This window comes from Aurantibacter sp. UH7 (assembly GCF_056839165.1).
In genome coordinates, this window is record NZ_CM166388.1 from 4,491,536 (window position 1) to 4,511,161 (window position 19,626).

Annotated in this window: 16 protein-coding genes; 7 read left to right on the plus strand and 9 right to left on the minus strand. The window is 33.5% G+C overall.

Translation table 11 applies throughout. The features are described 5' to 3' along the window. The first annotated feature begins 148 nt into the window (after positions 1–148). Complete coding sequence (locus tag UH7x_RS19105; protein ID WP_482361524.1) at positions 149–1,384, plus strand: hypothetical protein; 1,236 nt, start codon at positions 149–151, stop codon at positions 1,382–1,384. A 100-nt stretch (positions 1,385–1,484) separates the two neighbouring features. Here the strand turns inward: UH7x_RS19105 and UH7x_RS19110 are convergent, their stop codons facing one another. The 4 genes from UH7x_RS19110 to UH7x_RS19125 form a co-directional block, all read right to left on the minus strand. Then, entirely contained in the window at positions 1,485–2,936 is a 1,452-nt protein-coding gene (locus tag UH7x_RS19110) for an oligosaccharide flippase family protein (RefSeq protein ID WP_482361525.1), read from the minus strand. After that, positions 2,936–4,207: a glycosyltransferase gene (locus UH7x_RS19115; protein ID WP_482361526.1), complete on the minus strand. Its 1,272-nt coding sequence runs from the start codon at positions 4,205–4,207 to the stop codon at positions 2,936–2,938. The genes UH7x_RS19110 and UH7x_RS19115 overlap by 1 nt, the downstream gene beginning before the upstream one ends. Continuing rightward, positions 4,207–6,642: a YfhO family protein gene (locus tag UH7x_RS19120; protein WP_482361527.1), complete on the minus strand. Its 2,436-nt coding sequence runs from the start codon at positions 6,640–6,642 to the stop codon at positions 4,207–4,209. The genes UH7x_RS19115 and UH7x_RS19120 overlap by 1 nt, the downstream gene beginning before the upstream one ends. Positions 6,643–6,836: 194 nt before the next feature. Beyond that, on the minus strand, positions 6,837–7,118 hold the full coding sequence (locus UH7x_RS19125) for a DUF4834 family protein (RefSeq protein ID WP_482361528.1): 282 nt from the start codon (positions 7,116–7,118) through the stop codon (positions 6,837–6,839). A gap of 87 nt (positions 7,119–7,205) precedes the next feature. On the opposite strand from UH7x_RS19125, the gene UH7x_RS19130 reads away from it, so the two are divergent. Further along, complete coding sequence (locus tag UH7x_RS19130) at positions 7,206–8,321, plus strand: transporter (protein WP_482361529.1); 1,116 nt, start codon at positions 7,206–7,208, stop codon at positions 8,319–8,321. 69 nt (positions 8,322–8,390) lie between these two features. Continuing rightward, positions 8,391–9,509, plus strand: coding sequence for a GTP cyclohydrolase (locus UH7x_RS19135; protein ID WP_482361530.1), 1,119 nt, complete (start codon positions 8,391–8,393; stop codon positions 9,507–9,509). 80 nt (positions 9,510–9,589) lie between these two features. Here the strand turns inward: UH7x_RS19135 and capB are convergent, their stop codons facing one another. From capB to UH7x_RS19150, 3 genes are all read right to left on the minus strand, one after another. Then, positions 9,590–10,849: a cysteate-C-fatty acyltransferase gene (gene capB / locus UH7x_RS19140; RefSeq protein WP_482361531.1), complete on the minus strand. Its 1,260-nt coding sequence runs from the start codon at positions 10,847–10,849 to the stop codon at positions 9,590–9,592. A gap of 240 nt (positions 10,850–11,089) precedes the next feature. Then, a complete protein-coding gene (capA, locus tag UH7x_RS19145) occupies positions 11,090–12,130 on the minus strand; it encodes a cysteate synthase (RefSeq protein ID WP_482361532.1) in 1,041 nt (346 codons plus the stop codon). An 83-nt stretch (positions 12,131–12,213) separates the two neighbouring features. Further along, positions 12,214–14,352 (minus strand): S9 family peptidase, encoded by a 2,139-nt coding sequence (locus UH7x_RS19150; RefSeq protein ID WP_482361533.1) that lies wholly within the window; start codon positions 14,350–14,352, stop codon positions 12,214–12,216. 56 nt (positions 14,353–14,408) lie between these two features. On the opposite strand from UH7x_RS19150, the gene UH7x_RS19155 reads away from it, so the two are divergent. Beyond that, the gene (locus tag UH7x_RS19155; protein WP_482361534.1) at positions 14,409–14,735 is read left to right on the plus strand and encodes a YbaB/EbfC family nucleoid-associated protein; all 327 of its coding nucleotides are present in this window, start codon (positions 14,409–14,411) and stop codon (positions 14,733–14,735) included. Positions 14,736–14,797: 62 nt separating this feature from the next. After that, complete coding sequence (locus UH7x_RS19160) at positions 14,798–15,250, plus strand: thioredoxin family protein (RefSeq protein ID WP_482361535.1); 453 nt, start codon at positions 14,798–14,800, stop codon at positions 15,248–15,250. Positions 15,251–15,332: 82 nt separating this feature from the next. Here the strand turns inward: UH7x_RS19160 and UH7x_RS19165 are convergent, their stop codons facing one another. Continuing rightward, complete coding sequence (locus UH7x_RS19165) at positions 15,333–16,433, minus strand: OmpA family protein (RefSeq protein WP_482361536.1); 1,101 nt, start codon at positions 16,431–16,433, stop codon at positions 15,333–15,335. 186 nt (positions 16,434–16,619) lie between these two features. Here UH7x_RS19165 and UH7x_RS19170 point away from each other — a divergent pair, with 186 nt between their 5' ends. After that, entirely contained in the window at positions 16,620–16,928 is a 309-nt protein-coding gene (locus tag UH7x_RS19170; RefSeq protein ID WP_482361537.1) for a YegP family protein, read from the plus strand. Here UH7x_RS19170 and UH7x_RS19175 read toward each other — a convergent pair whose 3' ends face one another. Then, positions 16,929–17,951, minus strand: a complete 1,023-nt coding sequence (locus tag UH7x_RS19175; RefSeq protein WP_482361538.1) for a threonine aldolase family protein — start codon at positions 17,949–17,951, stop codon at positions 16,929–16,931. Between the two features lie 208 nt (positions 17,952–18,159). On the opposite strand from UH7x_RS19175, the gene UH7x_RS19180 reads away from it, so the two are divergent. Next, complete coding sequence (locus UH7x_RS19180; protein ID WP_482361539.1) at positions 18,160–19,623, plus strand: circularly permuted type 2 ATP-grasp protein; 1,464 nt, start codon at positions 18,160–18,162, stop codon at positions 19,621–19,623. Positions 19,624–19,626: the final 3 nt, after the last annotated feature.

Genomic DNA, 19,626 nt, shown 5'->3' on the forward strand with positions numbered 1-19,626 from the left:
TTTGAGTTTGTGTTTTATGCTAGTCAGAAAAGGCGATTTATTTTATTGATAATCAACATATTACATTTTAACTCCATTTTTTGGCATGCTGTTTGGTATATACTAATCGAATGTAAATAGTTGCATTCGAGATTTAAAACCTTATATCATGAGAAATTTAGTACTCCTATTTACAGCTTTGATCCTAGGTACTACAAGTACCATGGCAACTGTAACGACAGAAAACAAGGTTGTTGAAAGTACAGCTTTAAGAAATAACAATTCATTCATATTTGTAGAAGACGGAATTACCTTTTCGGTATACCCAGATGGTGAATTTGATTTTTACATCGACAATAGAATTAATAATCAAAATAGAAATGTAACTTTTAATTCAGGTTACGATTATAGTCCATATGCGCAATATGATGATTATGGTGCAGTAATTCAAGTTGAAAACATTCCTGTTTATTATGATCATTTTGGTCGTGTAACTCAAATTGGTGATATAAACATTAATTACCGTAGTGGTAGAGTGAATAGACTTGGCGGTATGTATGTATTTTATAACAACCGTGGTTTCTATGATTATCACACAGGTTATATCAATACTTTTAACAGAAGATATGTTTGGAGACCGTTTCACGCATTCTTTGCAAGACCAGCATTAGGATTTTGTCTGGTAAACAGAAATCCATATAGAAGATGGTACAGCCCAATAAGATACACGTACTACAATCCATATAGATTTAACCATAGACGTGCATATGCCAAAATTGGTAGAGAGCATAGATACAATAAAGTAAGACGAGATAGAGCTACAGTATACAGAAATGACAAGCGTGTTGCAGTAAGAGAAAACAGAAGTGTTCGTTCTAATAAAACAGCGGTTGTAAGAAGAAATAATAATGCTGTTAAAAACAATAGATCTATTGCTAATCGTGGTAGAACTGTTAGAAACAATAGCAATGGAAGAAATGCCATTAAAACGAATAGAAAAATCACGAATAGATCTTCTACGGTAAGATCACCTAGAACTAGTACTGTTACTAAAAGAACTGTAACTCGTACACCACAACGTACAACTGTAAACAGAAGTACTACGGTGAAAAGACCTCAAAATAGAACTACAACGAATAGAACTATAAATAGAAGCACTACGGTAAAAAGACCACAGAGTAGAACTAATAATTCTAGAAATGTGAGCAAAGCTCCTTCTAGAAGTAGAACTTCTGTAGCAACTAGAAGTGCTACATCAAAAAGAACGGTAAGTAGAGCACCTGCTAGAAAGAGCAATACGTATAGCAGAAGTACAAGTTCAAGAAGCGTTGCTAGTAGAGCTCCTTCAAGAAGTACATCAAGGTCTACTGGTTCAAGTTCAAGTAGCACAAGAAGAAGACAATAAAAGTATAAAAATAGTTTTTAGGTTGGTTAGTTGTTTACCCCGGTAGAAGATGCTTCTTTTACCGGGGTTTTATTTATATAAAATTCGTAGTAGAAGAAAACTACTTTTTTCTACCTAAAAATTTATGTAATACCCCAAATACATCTTCAGAAATTCTAAAACGATACAGTATACCCACATACATTGCTGTCATTAAGAAAAGTTTTAGCAATATATTGACAAGCGGATGAAAGCTAAATTGAAATGAAAAGAACAATACTCCAACCAATAATATCAAGGCAGTAACCTTAAATGTTTCCTTGGTAAATGGCCACATATCAAATTTAGCCTTCACATAGACTAACTTACAGGTATTATAAATAAATACGGCCAAAAAGCTAGCCATTGCAGCACCTTCCATTCCATACTCAGGAATTAGCCACATATTAAACAATATCGTCATTACAGCAAGAAATGCCCCCAACCACAAGACTGCTCTGTAATATTCCGAATTAAAAAGAATAGCATTATTGCATCCTAAAAATGAATCGTAAAGTTTAATGAGTCCAATTAATAATACTACCAAAAATCCTCCTCGATATTCCGCAGGAATCATTTGATACAAATCGTTTAAATTGAGGATTACCATTAAGAAAACAAGACCGGCTACAATGTATAAAGTAAGTGAGCTTCTTTGGTATAATCCTTTTAGATCAATTAGATTATTACTGTTTAGTAATTCCGCCGTCATAGGGTATGCAATTTGGTGCATTGCTCTTGACGGTGCGATTATTACTGTCGCAATATGTACAGCAACAGCATAATAAGCTACATTTTCAATTTCTATATATTGGTTAATCATAAACTTATCTATCTCTAACAGGATAACAGCTGCAGATCCTCCAAGAACAATCAATGCACTATAAATAATAATTTCTCTTGCATTTTCTGGAAAGTTGAAAGTTAATTTTGGCATCTTTAAGCCAAAAGCATAAATTTTCATTATTAACATGCGTAATATATAAAGGCCTACAAGGGCCGTCATAAAATCATCTACAGAAATATAATCAAAGTATACCGCGATAAGCAAAATAGAAACTCCCAATCGCACGAAAACCTCTTTCATAAAATTACCAAATACGGATTTTAATTGTACCCTAGCCCATGCATAGAATACTTCAAAATAAGCCATAGCTAAACCTATTAAGAAGATTGACCACACATAGTCTTTTACAATAACATTTTTCTTAGATAAAAAGGCAGCGATGGTAGAATTTCCGAAGTATGCAAAAAAGGCCAACGGAACAATCACTATTAATGGTAACAACACCATTAAGGTTAAAAAGCCATCTTTTTTGTCAAAGCTGCTGTAATATTTAACCAATGTATTCTGAACACCAAAGGCCATTAAGGGCATCAATATCGCTGATGTAGATAAAACAACACCAACCAATCCGTAATACTCATCAGTTAAAAAATTGGTGTAAAGAAATAATGCGTTAACGGCACCCATCGCAAACCCGAGATAGGTGATAATTGTATTTAGAAGTGTCTGTTTGAATACAATGCCCATTATAGCAATTTCGTAAGTTCCTCGGTTAATGACCGGCGACTATATTTTTCTAAGTTTTTTGACGAAACCGAGAGTCGCTCATCCTTAAACGCATTGAACCATTCTAAAAGTATATCTTTTAATTTGGAATGTGCCGTATAATCAAATATTGAACCTGAGTTCGTTTCAATGATTAGATTAGCAACTTCCCAATTATGGGGACCTATTGCCAAAATAGGACGCTTTGCCGACATATATTCAAATAATTTACCCGGTATTATCCCTTTTGTTTCTTCAGAATCTATTTCTATTAACAGCAATACTTGCGAGCTTCTTTGTTTACGAATAGCAGCAGCATGTGAAACATAGCCATTTAACTTCACATAGGGTTCAAGTTCAAAACGATGTAAACTATCCATTACATCTTGACTTACTACCCCAAGAAATTCTAGTTGTAATTGCTTTCTAAAAACTGCATTTTCACGAGCTATTTCAGAAATTATCTTCCAAAGATTTTGAGGATTTCTACCGGTAAGTAGTGAACCGATATGCGTGATTGTAAATTGAGAATCTAAATTAGAACCACCTGAATAATCAGTATCATGCCCGTTAGTGATAACTTTAATTGGTTTTTTCGTAATAGATTCAAATTCTTGCTTTGTCGTTGCACTGGTAACAACAATTTGATCAGCATTATTTAAGACTTTGTACTCTAATTCTTTGTGCTTTTTTTCGGATGATTTGGTAAGCTTCAATTTTTTATGATATCCAATAGAAGTCCATGGGTCTCTAAAATCAGTTATCCATTTTAAATCAAATTGCTTTTTTAATCCATCACCAATAAGATGAACACTATGGGGTGGCCCAGTAGTAATAATAGTATCGATGTTTTCTTTAACTATAATTTCTGAAAGATAATTAATTGACGGGGCAACCCAGTTTTTACGCGCATCTGGAATATAGAAATTTCCTCTTATCCATAGCATCAATTTTTCAAGTAAGGATTGATTCTTAGTTTGAATAACTCCAGAGCTTATACGTTTCGTTTTTTTAGATGATAGCAACCCAGCCAATTTGTAAGGCTCAGAAATTTTATGCTTTAGAATTTTAATTCCAGCTGGAATTTCTTTCTCCAGCGTTGTATCTACAATTGGATAATTAGGGTTTTCTGGAATATAAACTATAGGTTCTATATTAAACTCCGGTAAGTACTTTACAAATTTTAACCATCGCTGTACCCCTGGTCCACCTGCTGGCGGCCAATAATACGTGACAATCAAAACTTTTTGCATTACTCTTCTTCTTTTTTACGTTTTCTCAAGAATGAGAAACCTAATCCTCCTAAGACAACAAGTCCAAATAGCACTGAACTAGCCAAAGCTATTTTACTACCTTCTGCTATTATTGTAGGCTCAAATTTAAATTCGATAGTATGTTCACCTTCAGGAACTTTTAATGCACGTAAAACATAATTAACTCTAAAATGATCTGTTGGATTACCATCAATGTATGCATTCCAACCATTTGCGTAATACATTTCGGAAAACACAGCCACACCAGCATTTGGGTTATTCGATTTGTAAGTTAAATGATTGGGTGAATAATCTGTTAAGGTAATAGTTGTTGTAGAATCTGTTTGAAAGCTAGTGCGATTAATATTGCTAAATTTTGCCGTATTAACTATGGCTTCATTTTTTTCATCAAAATCTTTTAATGCCAAAATTTCTTCATTAGCACTACCCACTTCTTTTAATTGTTTCACAAACCAAGCATTTCCATTGGCATCGGGGTTAACTGCAGGGTAACTTTGGCCTTCTTCAGTCTGTTGAACCACATATTTCACATTCAACATATTTAAAACACTAACATTACCCTTAAAAATATAAAAGTAAAAAAGGTCTTGCATACCAGCAGGTTTCGCTGCATGATACCCAGTTATAGATTGGTGAAAATATGATGTACTAGCAGAATCCCAACCTTCACGAGGGTTGTAAACACGATAAATACCTTCATCTTTTAAAATCTGCTGATGTAAAGGAGTTTCTTGAAAAGGCTGAGTCATTTTACGCTTTGCAACAAAATCATCATTATCCACATAACGACGGTCTACTCCTACCAAGTCGAAAAGAATTAATGCAGTTAAAGCAAGTACGAAAACATTTTCCTTTATTTTTTCTTTTAAAAAAAACCAAATTGCTAGCGCAGCTAAGAAAACATAGATGAATGAACGAAGTAAATCACTTGTATATAATGCCTTACGGTCTTCCTGTAATACCTCTGGCAATCCTTCAAGCCCTGTCATTCGCATACGTTCATCAGAAGGTGATGTAAAATCGAACATTCCTTTGACTAAAAACAAAGCAACACACAATCCCGCTGTTATATAAAATGAAAGTTTAAGCGCTTTCATTTTTTTCTCTTTCGAAATATATTCATTGAAAAGAACCGTTAAAGCTAGAATGGCCATTATCGGGGCACATAATTCCAGAATGACTTGGATAGAAGATACAGCTCTAAATTTATCATACAACGGAAAATAGTCAATCATAAAGTCCGTAAGTAGACTAAAATTCTTTCCCCATGATAGTATTAAAGACATAATAGTACCACCCAAAAGCCACCACTTTGCTCGTCCTTTTACTAAAATTAATCCTAAAATAAATAAGAAAAATATAATAGCACCAATATACGCCGGACCTGAGGTCCCAGGTTGTTTCCCCCAATACATAGGTAAGGAACTAAAATATTCTAATGCAGTGCTTTTAGGTATTTCTTTGCTAATAACATAGGCAAAGGTTTTTGAATCTTCACCCAATTGTTCTTGACTTCCTCCTCCGAATAGTCTAGGAACAAAAAGATTAAGAGATTCAGTTATTCCATAGCTCCACTGCGTAATGTAACTTTTATCTAATCCGCCTGTATTTTCTTTAGGCGTACCATCTGGATTAATTGTGATTTCAGATTTACCACGTGTACTCCAATCTGCATATTCCTTTGTCGCCATTAGTCCTGTAGCATTGGCTGCAATTCCAATAAATACGGCGCCTAATAAAATTGCCACTGAGGTAAAATAATGTTTTAGTTTTTTCTTTCTAATAGCATCTACTAAATAAGCCACGCCTAAGATCAATACCAACAACATAAAATAATAGGTCATTTGATAGTGGTTCGCTCCTATTTCCAATGCCATTGCTAAAGCTGCTAAAACAAATCCCCAGAGATATTCCTTTCTAAAAACCAATACAATACCACCCAATAACATTGGTAAATAGCCAATGGCATGAGCTTTTGCGTTATGGCCGACACCTAAAATAATTATCAAATAGGTAGAAAAACCAAAAGCTAGTGCACCTAGAGCGGCCAGGCGAAAGTCAACTTTTAAACAACAAAGAAGAATATAAAACCCTAAGAAATACAGAAAAAGATAATCTGCTGGTCTAGGCAAGAATCGAATTAGCTTATCTAATTTTTTAACGTAATTGTGCGGATAATTTGCACCAAGTTGATATGTGGGCATTCCACCAAAAGCACTATTGGTCCAATAGGGTTCTTCACCAGTAAGTTTTCTGAAATCATTCTGTTCCTTAGCCATGCCAGTGTACTGAATAATATCGGATTGTTCGATTACTTTTCCTTGTAATACGGGGCTAAAATAAGCTAGTGCCGCAACGACAAAAAGTACAAGAACAAAAAAATGAATTAAAAAGGCCTTTAAAGTAATTTGCATGGAATTATGTTGATTCCCGCAAATTTACGAATTGATAAGGTTCTTTGACGGAATTTTTTCTTGAAGAAATTTTATAAAAAAAATTGCAATCTAAAGATTGCAAATAATAGTATTTCATAGTTCCACGACAAAACAATGATTTAATTTTTAATTACTTACAATAAAAAACAAGCGAAAAAAGACTTCAATTCATACTAATCCAATTCCTCAAATTCAATATACTCCCCTACAGGCTCTTTGGAGCTGCTTTTGCGATTACTTTTCTTTTTTATCGAAATATCGCCAATCTGCTCTTCGTCTTGTTGTTGCTGTCCAAAGCCACCTTGTTGATTGCTAAAATCACCAAAGCGTTCTTTAAATTTCTCCTCTGTTTTCTTTGCAGCATAATTAAACAATTTTGGTCCGTACCACTTCGCTATAATTTTTAGCCCGTAATACACCAAAAGAATAATTAATATAGTTTTTAGTAATACCATTTTATTCAATCTATATATATCAAAAATACGATTCTAGCGTTGTATAATATGAGCAATTGTCTTAAAAATTTAATAAAGTAGCTGTTTATGAAACACCGTTTTCGTTTAGAAAAGTTTAATCAAGCATTAATTTTACTAGTATTTTCAGTTCCTTTCTTAGGTATATCACAATATACAGACGTAATTAATTCTAACCGACCAGGTAAAGCAGTAAGCGCATATGCAGTCGGCAAAAACGTTATTCAGCTAGAGGGTGGTGCAATTTTCGAGCAACAAGATCACGCCTTATTAAATACCCAATCTGGTATTTGGGGATTGGACTATGCCCTTAGATACGGTCTTTTATTTGAACAACTTGAGATTAATTGGGAAGGTACCTTCCAGAACCAGAATATCACATTTGCAAATTTTGGCACTTCAGAAAACAGAACAAATTTTTACCGAAATCGAATAGGACTTAAGTTTCTAATTTACGATCGTTATAAATCCCCTTTACGGAATAAGCCGAATTTATATAGCTGGCGTAAAAACTATGTTTTTCAATTAGCCAACTTAATCCCTTCGGTATCTTTATACGCTGGAGCAAACATTTTATTTGGTGACAACCCCTTTTATGTTGGTGATCCAACAATTTCTCCTAGGGTTATGGTGGCCACCCAAAGTAGATTAACACCTCGATTTGTACTTATTTCGAACATTGCTTATGACCGCATAGGCACCGATTTTCCAGAACTTAATTATGCAGTTTCAATTTCATACGCATTTAGAAACCCGAAATGGAGCACATTTGTAGAACATCAAGGTTTTGATAGTGATCGCTATGCAGATTTACTTATAAGAGGTGGAGTAGTACATTTATTATCGGAAAAACTACAAGTAGATGTTAATCTTGGTGCTAGCTTTAAAAATACACCCTCACGAATTTTCATGAGTGCTGGGGCTTCGTATCGTTTTGATTTTCACAAAGATGACATAAAGGCTATAGAAGACCAAAATGCCAATGAAAACGGTGGGGAAATTAAGAAGAATAGCATGAAAAAGAAAAGCCGAGAAGAAAAGAAAAAGGCTAAAAACGCCGCAAACGGCTCTGGTGCTGAAGATATTGACTTAGGACCTTCTAAAAAACAACTGCGCGATAAGAAAAAGGCAGACAAGAAAAAGAAAAAGAGTAAAAAAGAAGATAACGGTGCTATAGATTTTTAATATCGATTTACGTTTCAAATTTTATTCTAACCACATTTATACCTAATATTGACTATAGAAAAAACAACTATGGTCAACCTTGTTGAAGTCGATTCAAAATCAGAGTTCAAAAGCTTTGTAAAGTTTCCATTTACACTTTACAAAGACTCTAAATATTGGGTTCCGCCAATAATTACTGATGAACTTGAAACTTTTAATAAGGATAAGAATCCAGCTTTTAAAAATGCTGAAGCCCGTTTTTTTCTAGCCTATAAGAACAAGAAAATTGCCGGAAGAATTGTCGCAATTATTAATTGGATTGAAGTTAATGACCAAAAAGTTAGAAAAATGCGTTTTGGTTGGTTCGATTTTATTGATGACACAGAAGTTTCTGAAACGCTAATACAAAAGGTTGCGGAAATAGGCAAAGAAAAGCAACTAGACTTTATTGAAGGCCCTGTAGGATTCTCTAATTTAGACAAAGTAGGTGTCCTTACCGAAGGCTTTGAACATATTGGGAGTATGATTACATGGTACAATCATTCTTACTATGTTGCCCATTACGAAAGATTAGGTTTTGAGGTGGCAAAAAAGTATGTTGAGAATAAGTTCCCTGCATCAAATGCTGATCCCGCATTATTTACAAAACTCAACAGTTTAGTAAAACGTAGATATGGTCTTAAGGAAATAAACTTTACCAATACTAAGGATGTTTTGCCTATGACAGACAAAATGTTCGACCTTTTTAATGAAACATATGCTAAACTTTCATCATTTGTGCCCATAACAGAGGTTCAGAAGGCTTATTTTAAAAAGAAATACATCAGTTTTATTAATCCAGAGTACATAAAATTTATTGTTGATAAAGAAGACAAACTAATTGCTTTCTCCATAGTAATGCCTTCGTTTTCAGATGCATTACAAAAAGCAAAGGGTAAATTATTTCCATTTGGTATTTTTCACATGCTTAAGGCTAAGAAACACAATAAAGACGTTTTATTTTATTTAATTGGAATTCACCCAGAATACCAAAACAAAGGTGTTACCGCTATTATTTTTAATGAATACTATAAAACTTTCAATGATAAAAAAATTGAAATGTGCTACAGAACACCAGAATTAGAAGATAATATTGCCATAAAACAAATGTGGAAACACTTTGATCCAAAAATATATAAAAGGCGCTGCACTTATAAAAAAGTATTATAAAAAAAAGCTTCAAATTCTTAACATTTTAAAATTAAGAATTTGAAGCTTTTCATTTGAATAACAAGCTTTACGCCTATTAATTATTCACCCATTGCAGCTGCAACTGCGGCTGAGAGTCTTTTATAAGTTCCGTTTTCTAAACGCTCTCTAATTGCTGAAAATGCTTCTAAAGTTTCTGAAATATCTTCCATAGTATGCGTAGCAGTTGGAATCATACGTAGTAAAATTAATCCTTTAGGTATTACAGGATAAACAACTATAGAACAGAATATTCCATAATTTTCTCGCAAGTCTTTTACTAATGCCATTGCCTCAGGAATACTTCCATTTAAGTAAACTGGTGTAACACAACTAGTTGTAGTACCAATATCAAAACCACGTTCTTTTAAGCCGTTCTGTAAAGCGTTTACATTTTCCCAAAGTTTTGCTTTAAGCTCTGGTTGTGTGCGTAACATATCCAAACGTTTCAATGCTCCTTTCACATACACCATTGGAAGTGATTTTGCGAACATTTGCGAACGTAAATTGTACTTTAAATAATCGATTATCTCTTTATCAGCAGCTAGAAACGCTCCAATACTTGCCATTGACTTTGCAAAGGTTGCAAAATAAACATCAATATCATCTTGTACACCTTGCTCCTCACCTGCTCCAGCACCTGTTTTACCTAAAGTGCCAAAACCGTGAGCATCGTCAACTAATAATCTAAAATTATATTTTTTCTTTAGAGCAACAATTTCTTTCAATTTTCCTTGCTGACCTCTCATTCCGAAAACACCTTCAGATATAACTAATATTCCTCCACCAGTATGTTCAGCCATTTTGGTAGCCCTTTCCAAATTAACTTCTAGGCTCTCCATATCATTATGCTTAAAGGTAAAACGTTTACCCATATGCAAGCGTACACCGTCTATAATACATGCATGACAATCTACATCGTAAACAATAATATCATCTTTAGCAACCAACGCATCAATTGCAGACATTATTCCTTGATAACCGAAGTTTAATAAATATGCAGATTCCTTTTGTACAAAAGCCGCACATTCTTGTTCTAATTGTTCGTGAAAATCGGTGTGGCCGCTCATCATTCGAGCACCCATAGGATAGGCAGAACCATATTCTGCTGCTGCTTCACCATCTACCTTTTTTATCTCAGGCAAATTAGCTAAACCTAAGTAATCATTAATACTCCAAGTAATTACATCTTTCCCTTGAAATTTCATTCGATTCGAAATAGGACCTTCTAATTTCGGAAAAACAAAATATCCTTCGGCTTGTGAAGCCCATTTCCCTAAAGGGCCCTTATTTTCAATAATTCTATCAAATATATCTCTCATCTAGCATACTGCGTTTGATTACACTGCAAAAATATGGATTTTTTTACTTGAACGTGTTTTATGTTATGGAAAATCTAAAACACTTTTTAACCACTTATAAACTGTATATTAACTAATTACCCGAAATCACCATATTTAATAGCACAATAAGCAATTATCATTGCTTATATGATAAAAAAAGTAAAACAAAAAAAAAGCAACGACTCAAGAATCGTTGCTTTTATAAAAATTATATAAAAATTATTTTATCGTCTGAATTTGCTGCTTTTCTTCTACATTTTCAGTATCAAAAAAGCCTTGATTACTCATCCAATCATCACTATAAATCTTACTCATATATCTAGAACCATGATCAGGGAACATAATAATAACATTACTATTTTCATCGAACTCCCCTTCTTTTGCATACTGTTTAGCAGCTTGTAATGCTGCACCACTCGTATAGCCAACAAACATGCCTTCTGTTTTAGCTATGGATCTAGCAGTGTGCGCACTATCTTCATCGCTCACCTTCATAAACTTATCGATTACCTTAAAATCTGTCGCAGCAGGAATCAAATTTTTACCTAAACCTTCTATTCGATATGGATAAATTTCATTTTGATCAAACTTACCAGTTTCATGATATTTCTGTAGCACAGAGCCAAAAGCGTCTACACCCAAGATTTTAATATCTGGATTTTGTTCTTTTAAATATCTGCCAATTCCAGAGATTGTACCTCCAGTACCACTACAAGCAATCAAATGTGTAATATTTCCATTAGTTTGTTTCCAAATTTCCGGACCCGTATTACGGTAATGTGCTTCTATATTTAATTCGTTGAAATACTGATTTATATAAATACTATTCTCAGTTTCTTGATGAAGTCTTTTCGCAACCTCATAATAAGACCTAGGATCATCTGCACTTACATGGGCAGGGCAAATATATACCTCAGCACCCATGCTTTTTAACATGTCTATCTTATCTGGTGACGATTTAGAACTAACCGCAAGAATGCATTTGTATCCCTTTATTATACTTACCATTGCAATACTAAAACCTGTATTACCTGAAGTTGTTTCTATTATAGTGCTGCCTTTGCTAAGAATACCTTTTTTTTCGGCCTCTTCAATAATATAAGTAGCTACTCTGTCTTTAGAAGAATGCCCTGGATTAAAGGCCTCTACTTTCGCATAAAAATTACCAGTATACTTAGAAGTAATCTTGTTAAGTTTAACAATTGGAGTGTTTCCTATTAATTCTAGGATACTGTCATGCGCATTAATTTGATTTTCCATAAAGGTTAATCTTGTTTAGGGGAACGTAACATCAACGTTCATATTGTTTTGTTCCAGAGACAAAATTACGGATTTTTTCCGATTTAGTCCATTTTACCCTCTAGATCTATTATAAAAGCATATTCCTTTGCCACTTCTTTTAAGGCTTCAAAACGTCCAGAAGCCCCACCATGACCGGCTTCCATATTCGTATCTAAGAATAAAATATTTTCATCAGTTTTATATTCTCGTAATTTGGCTACCCATTTTGCTGGTTCCCAATATTGCACTTGAGAATCATGTAAACCAGTACTTACATACATATTAGGATAAGACTGTTTTACAACATTGTCATAAGGAGAATACGATTTCATATACTCGTAAGAATCTTTATTATTCGGATTTCCCCATTCATCATACTCCCCAGTTGTTAATGGAATAGAATCGTCAAGCATAGTAGTAACAACGTCTACAAAAGGTACTGCCGCAATTATCCCATTATATAACTCAGGAGCCATATTTACTATTGCTCCCATAAGTAAACCTCCAGCAGACCCACCAGAAGCATACAAATGTTCGGCACTAGTATACTTTTCTTGAATTAAGAACTTTGAACAATCTATAAAATCTGTAAAAGTATTTTTCTTTTGAAACATTTTGCCAGTTTCATACCATTCGCGTCCCAAATATTGCCCCCCACGAATATGTGCAATGGCATAAATAAAACCACGATCCAGTAAACTTAACCGTACTGTAGAAAAATATGGGTCTATGGTATTCCCATATGATCCATAAGCATATTGTAATAAAGGACTGCTACCATCTAATTTTGTGTCTTTATGGTAAACTAATGATATTGGAACTTTTACTCCGTCTTCAGCCTTTGCCCATACTCTTTTTGACTTATAATTATCTTTATTAAACTTACCCCCTAATACCTCTTGTTCTTTTTTAACCGTTTTTTCTTTAGTCTCCATATTGAAATCGATAATCGAGCTAGGAGAAGTCATTGAATTATAGCCATAACGTAAAATTTTAGTGTCAAAATCAACATTTGTGCTTGTATAAGCCGTATATGTTTCATTATCAAAAGGAAGAAAGTAGTTATCAAAACCATCCCAACGGATAATTTTTAGCTTATTTAAACCATTTTCACGTTCAGAAATCACATAATAATCCTTGAAGATGTCTATATCTTCTAAAAGTACATTCTCGTTATGTGGAATGAATTCTTGCCAGTTTTCAGATGATGTATGATTTTCATCAGTTACCATCATTTTAAAATTGGTAGCTCCATCTTTATTAGTGTGCACATAAAACTTATCATCGTAATGATAAATTCCATATTCTACGCCACGCTCTCTATCATTGAACATCATAAATTTTCCATTCGGATTATCAGCCTTTAAAATTTGATATTCTGATGTTAATGTACTTGTAGAACCAATTATGATGTATTTTTTTGATTTAGATTTGTATACAAAAGCGTAAAAAGTTTCATCTTTTTCATGAAAAATCAATTCATCTTCTTCTGCAGAAGTACCCAAAACGTGCTTATAAATTTTGTCTGACCGTAATGTAACTGGGTCCTTTTTGGTGTAAAACAAAGTCTTATTATCATCAGCCCAAACAGAACCACCTGTGGTATTTTCCAACTTGTCAGGATAAATTTCACCAGTTTTTAAATTCTTTATTTGAATGTCATACTGTCGCCGAGATACCGTATCTACAGCAAAAGAAGCCATTGTGTTATCTGGACTTACGCTAATACCTCCCAGTTGAAAATACTCATGATCTTTAGCCATTTGGTTGCCATCGAACATAATTTCTTCGGGAGCACTCTCACTTTCTTTTTTTCGTGAATAAATAGGGTATTCCTTACCCGTTTCAAACCTTTTCAAATACCAGTAATTGTTTTGTTTATACGGCACTGAAGTATCGTCTTCTTTTATTCTAGATTTCATTTCAGTAAATAGACTGTCTTGAAAATCTTTAGTATGCGCTGTTAGTTTAGTGTAGTAATTATTTTCAGATTCTAAATAAGCAATCACCTCATCGTCTTCACGATCATTCATCCAATAGTAATTATCAATACGAACATCACCATGTTTTTCAAGTTCTTTTGCTACTTTTTTAGCACTAGGAGCATCCATTTTAAGCATTGTATTATTCTGATTTTGACAAGAGATCGCAAAAGTAATACTAAACAGATAAAACAATGCTCTTTTTTCTATGTGTATCATGAAAATCCTATTTAAGATGGAATTTAGTAATTTTGAATGAAAATTAAACACATATTATGTTTGGAGATTTAATGGGTATGATGGGTAAATTAAAAGAAACCCAAGAAAAAGTAAAGGTTACGAAAGAAAGATTGGACCACGTATTGCTAGATGAAGCATCTACTGACAATTTACTTAAAGTAACAATTACTGCCAATAGAAATATTAAAAGCATCGCAATAGACGATAGTCTTTTACTGGATAAAGAGCAATTAGAAGATTATCTTGTACTTACTTTAAACAAGGCTATAGAACGGGCAACGGAGGTTAATGAAACTGAGTTAGGGGCTGTAGCAAAAGAAGGTATGCCCAACATTCCAGGAATGGATTCGTTCTTAAAGTAGACTTTGGCAAGTTATTTGTAATTCAATGAAAGTAAATCTATTATAAATAGTAATACAATTTTATGAAATACGCTATCCTTATATTTTTAATGCCATTTTTATCTTATGGCCAATTAGAAAGTGAATCCGCAGTTTTTTCCTACTGGACGACAGACTACGATTCTGCAATTAAACAAGCAAAAAAAGAAAATAAACATCTATTGGTATATTTTACCGGTAGTGACTGGTGTGGGCCATGCAAGATGCTTAAAAAAGATTTATTCGTAAAAGACGAATTTCAGGCCTATACCCAATCTTATGTGATGCTTTATGTAGACATTCCAAGAAGTATAGACGCAATTGGACCAAAGCAAATGGAGAAAAACAAAATACTTCTTAAAAAACTGAATAAAAAAGGTGTTTTTCCATTGTTTAAAATATTAAATGCCAATGAAAAGGAATTAGACGAATATTCGGGATATAATATGAATGGAGAAATAAGTTATCACTTAGATTTTCTCAAGAGAAATATTTAAATAATCTCGTACAAAATAGAAAAAGGGCTTTCAATATTGAAAGCCCTTTTTAGTATTAATCGAATGAATTCGATAATTTCATTTAGTTGTTAATCAATCTAAATTCTGTTCTTCTATTTACAGAATGTTCTCTTTCAGTACAAGAGACACCTTCTTTACATCTGTTTTTTACTTTATTTTCTCCGTAACCATTTGCTACTAAAAGGCTAGAATTAACTCCTTTAGTTATCAAATAATCAGCAACAGCTTTAGCTCTTCTTTCAGATAAATCTTTATTTGAAGAAGCTGTACCTCTAACATCAGTATGAGATGCAATCTCTAATTTAACACCAGGGTTTTGAGATAATACTGGCATTAATCTAGTATCAATAATACTTTTTGCTTGAGAAGTTAAACTTGCACTACCTAAATTCCAACTAATAGGTAAAGCTTGATACTCTACTAAAGAACACTCAACTTCCTTCCAAGTAGTTAAACCACCTTTTTCTTTAAGAACCTCTTTAGAAATAGTTTTAGTAACAGCAGGAATTACGTCTTCTACTGTCTGAGCATCAGTATCAAGTACAGTTTTGGTAATCTCTGCATACTCTGCAGGAATAATCTCTTCCACTACTTTAGCTGGCTCTAACATGACCGTCTTCGTATAAGAAGCATCTTTAGATCCTATTGGAGTACTACTTGTAGATGCATCATTAGATAAAACTTGTGTATCTATAGTAGTAAATTCAGCAGGGTAACCTTTATAACACCAATAGCGACAATCATCTGGGTTACCAGAAGCACAATCAGGTGCAGAAGCTCCCAATTCCCATTGTGCGTATGCAGGTTTAATTTCTACAGTTTCAGATCCCGAAGCAAAAGATGCAGGAACAACCTTAAGTGTACTACCTCCTTGTTTTGCAACGTAAGTAACAGTTTCTTTACCCCACTTAGCTGGGACAACTGTTAGTTTCTTACCTTCTTCTTTTACTAAAACTCTTTCAGTAACAGTTTTAAATGTTGCTGGTACTGTCTTTAAAACCTTATAACCTGGCTTTACAGTTAAGGTAACAGTTTCATTTACGTAAACATCAGGGGTTGTACAACGCACATAACATTTACCTGGCTCTGGATTCTGTGGTAAATCCTGAGCGTAACTAATTGCTCCTGCAAATACTGCAAGAAAAAATAACACTTTCTTCATTTTAATTTATGTTTATAATTAATGGTACTGCGAAAATAGGCATTTTTTAGCAAAATGTTAATTTTTTTAAGATGTTATTTTTTCACAAGTAGATATTATTTTTACCCTATATTTTTGGTTATCCAATTTATTAGACGAGTAATTAGTTTTAAAAAATTGTATTTTTACTAAAAGAACGTTTAGAATATGATAGCTTTATATAAAACGGACGCTGGTTATACATTTAAAATTCAGGCTGAGAGCGAAGAAGCGCTACTAAATAGCGAGGCATTTTCTACACAAGAAGAAGTTACATCTATAATAGATGATTTAACCAATAATCAAATTACACAATTTACTTTTGAAAGGAAAACAAATAATAGCGGAGAATTTTTATTTGGCTTGAAGAATTATTCAGGCAGGTTAATTGGTACAAGCCAATGCTACAATTCAGAAGCAGGTATGCAAAATGGAATTAAAAATCTAAAAATAGTACTGGCTTCGCTAAAATCTTAATTACATATTGTTTAAAGTTTCGAGTAATATTTCATGCATTTTTTGGGTATAATCCAAATGTGTAACCATTCGTAACTTTCCTTGTCCCATACCAATTATATGAATATTTAATGCCTTTAGTTTATTTAGAAACTGATCTTCACGAAACAAATTATTATTTATTTCAAAAATTACGATGTTAGTTTCAATAGGCTCAACCTTTTTAATAAAGGATAAATCTTTAAGTACATCACCAATTTCTTTTGCCCTGCCATGATCTTTGGCTAAACGATTAATATTATTGTCAAGCGCATAAAGACCAGCTGCAGCTAAAAAACCGGCTTGACGCATTCCTCCACCTAGAATTTTACGTACGCGCAGTGCCTTATGAATCAATTCTGAACTTCCAACTAAAACAGAACCTACCGGACAACCTAAACCTTTACTCAAGCAAACACTAATAGTATCAAAAAGTTCTCCATACTGCTTAGGTGTTTCATTCTTAGCAACCAAAGCATTCCATAAACGTGCACCATCTAAATGATATGCTAATCCATTTTGATCACATATTTCTTTAATCCTTTTTAATTCATCAAAATTCCAGCACGCTCCTCCCCCTTTGTTCGTTGTATTTTCAATACACACCAAAGAGGTTAACGGACTGTGATAAAAATCAGGCGGATTAATTGCTGCCTCAACCTGGGTTGCTGTCATCATTCCGCGATTCCCATCAACCAGTTTACATGAAACACCGCTATTAAAACTAATACCTCCACCTTCATAATTATAAACATGGGCAAACTTATCACAGATTAATTGATCTGCAGGATTCGTATGTAATTTAATAGCTGTTTGATTGGTCATTGTCCCAGAAGGAAAAAACAGAGCTGACTCCTTTCCAAACATTTCGGCCACCCTTTTTTCCAAAGCATTTACAGTAGGATCTGCTTTAAAAACATCATCGCCAACTTCCGCTTTCATCATAGCTTCAATCATGCCTGCAGAGGGCTTTGTTACCGTATCACTAATAAGGTTTATTTCCAAAGTTTTTACGTTTTCTATTTATTCAACAATTTTAATCAAATAGAATGAAATAAGCCCCATTCACCCATTTCAAATATGAATTTGAAAATATATTTGTTAAAAATGAGCATTAATTTTTATTAGAATTGTTAAATCACCTATTCATTATTAGCGAATTAATAACATAAAAAAAGCAAAAAACCATTACCTTAAAGAAAAATAAAAATGCATGGGCACTGTTGAAAATCAAATTTTTTCTTCTTACGAAAGAAACCCTAGTCTTTATGATGAAATCTATAGAAAGCATGGGGAAATAAAAAAGGTATACAAAAAGTTATTTGAACTCTATGGAGAGCATTCAATAGAGGATTATGTCAGTTTAAATACAAAAGCAAAATCTTCCTTTTTTAATCAGGGTATTACTTTTCAAGTATATGGTAAGAAAGAAACGCAAGAAAAAATATTCCCCTTTGATTTATTTCCTCGAATAATTGCCCAAGATGAATGGGAAATAATTGAAAAAGGTGCTATACAAAGAAGTAAAGCATTAAATCTTTTTCTTTGGGATATTTACCACAATAAGAATATAATTAAAGAAGGTATAGTGCCATTAGATCTAATTATTTCTTCTGATAATTATTTAGATCAAATGGTTGGTATTGATCCACCAGGTGGTATTTACAATCATATTTCTGGTACGGATATTATTAAACACAATGATGGTAAGTATTATGTTTTAGAAGATAATATAAGGTGTCCTTCAGGAGTAAGCTATGTTATAAGTAATAGAACTGCATTAAAACGAGCCCTATTTGGAGTCTTTAATCATTATCAAACATACTCGGTTACCAATTATGCTGAAAATCTTTTAGACCTCTTGGAAACAGCGAAACCCAAAGGAATTGACATTCCTGTCACCGTAGTTTTAACGCCTGGCATGTACAATTCAGCTTTTTACGAACATTCGTATTTAGCTAAAACTATGGGAGTAGAATTGGTAGAGGGCCGTGATCTTGTGGTGGAAAATGATTTTGTGTACATGAAAACGATAAAAGGACTTATAAAAGTTGATATTATTTATCGTCGAGTAGATGATGCCTTTATAGACCCATTGGAATTCAACCCAGATTCTGCACTTGGTGTCCCAGGTCTATTTGCAGCCTATAAAAAGGGCAATGTTACTTTAGCCAATGCTCCTGGCACAGGTGTGGCAGACGACAAAGCTGTTTACACCTATATGCCACAAATAATTAAGTATTATTTAAATGAAGAACCAATACTTAATAATGTGCATACTTACCATTGTAGCAGACCAGATGAATTAAAGTATGTTTTAGAACATATTCATGAATTAGTAATTAAGCCAGTTGATGAGGCTGGTGGATATGGTATTTCTATAGGAAATAGGCTTACAAAAGAAGAAATTGAAGTTGTAAAAAAACAAGTGTCAGAATCACCACGAAAATACGTTGCACAACCAATAATGTCATTATCTGTTCATCCCACTTATATCGAAGAAAGTCAATCATTTGAGCAACGACATGTCGATTTAAGAACTTTTACAATTCTCGGTAAGGAGAAAGAATTTGTTTTAAAGGGAGGCTTAACTCGAGTAGCTTTACAAAAAGGAAATCTAATAGTGAATTCCTCGCAAGGCGGTGGATCTAAAGATACATGGGTATTAAAAAGTTAATGT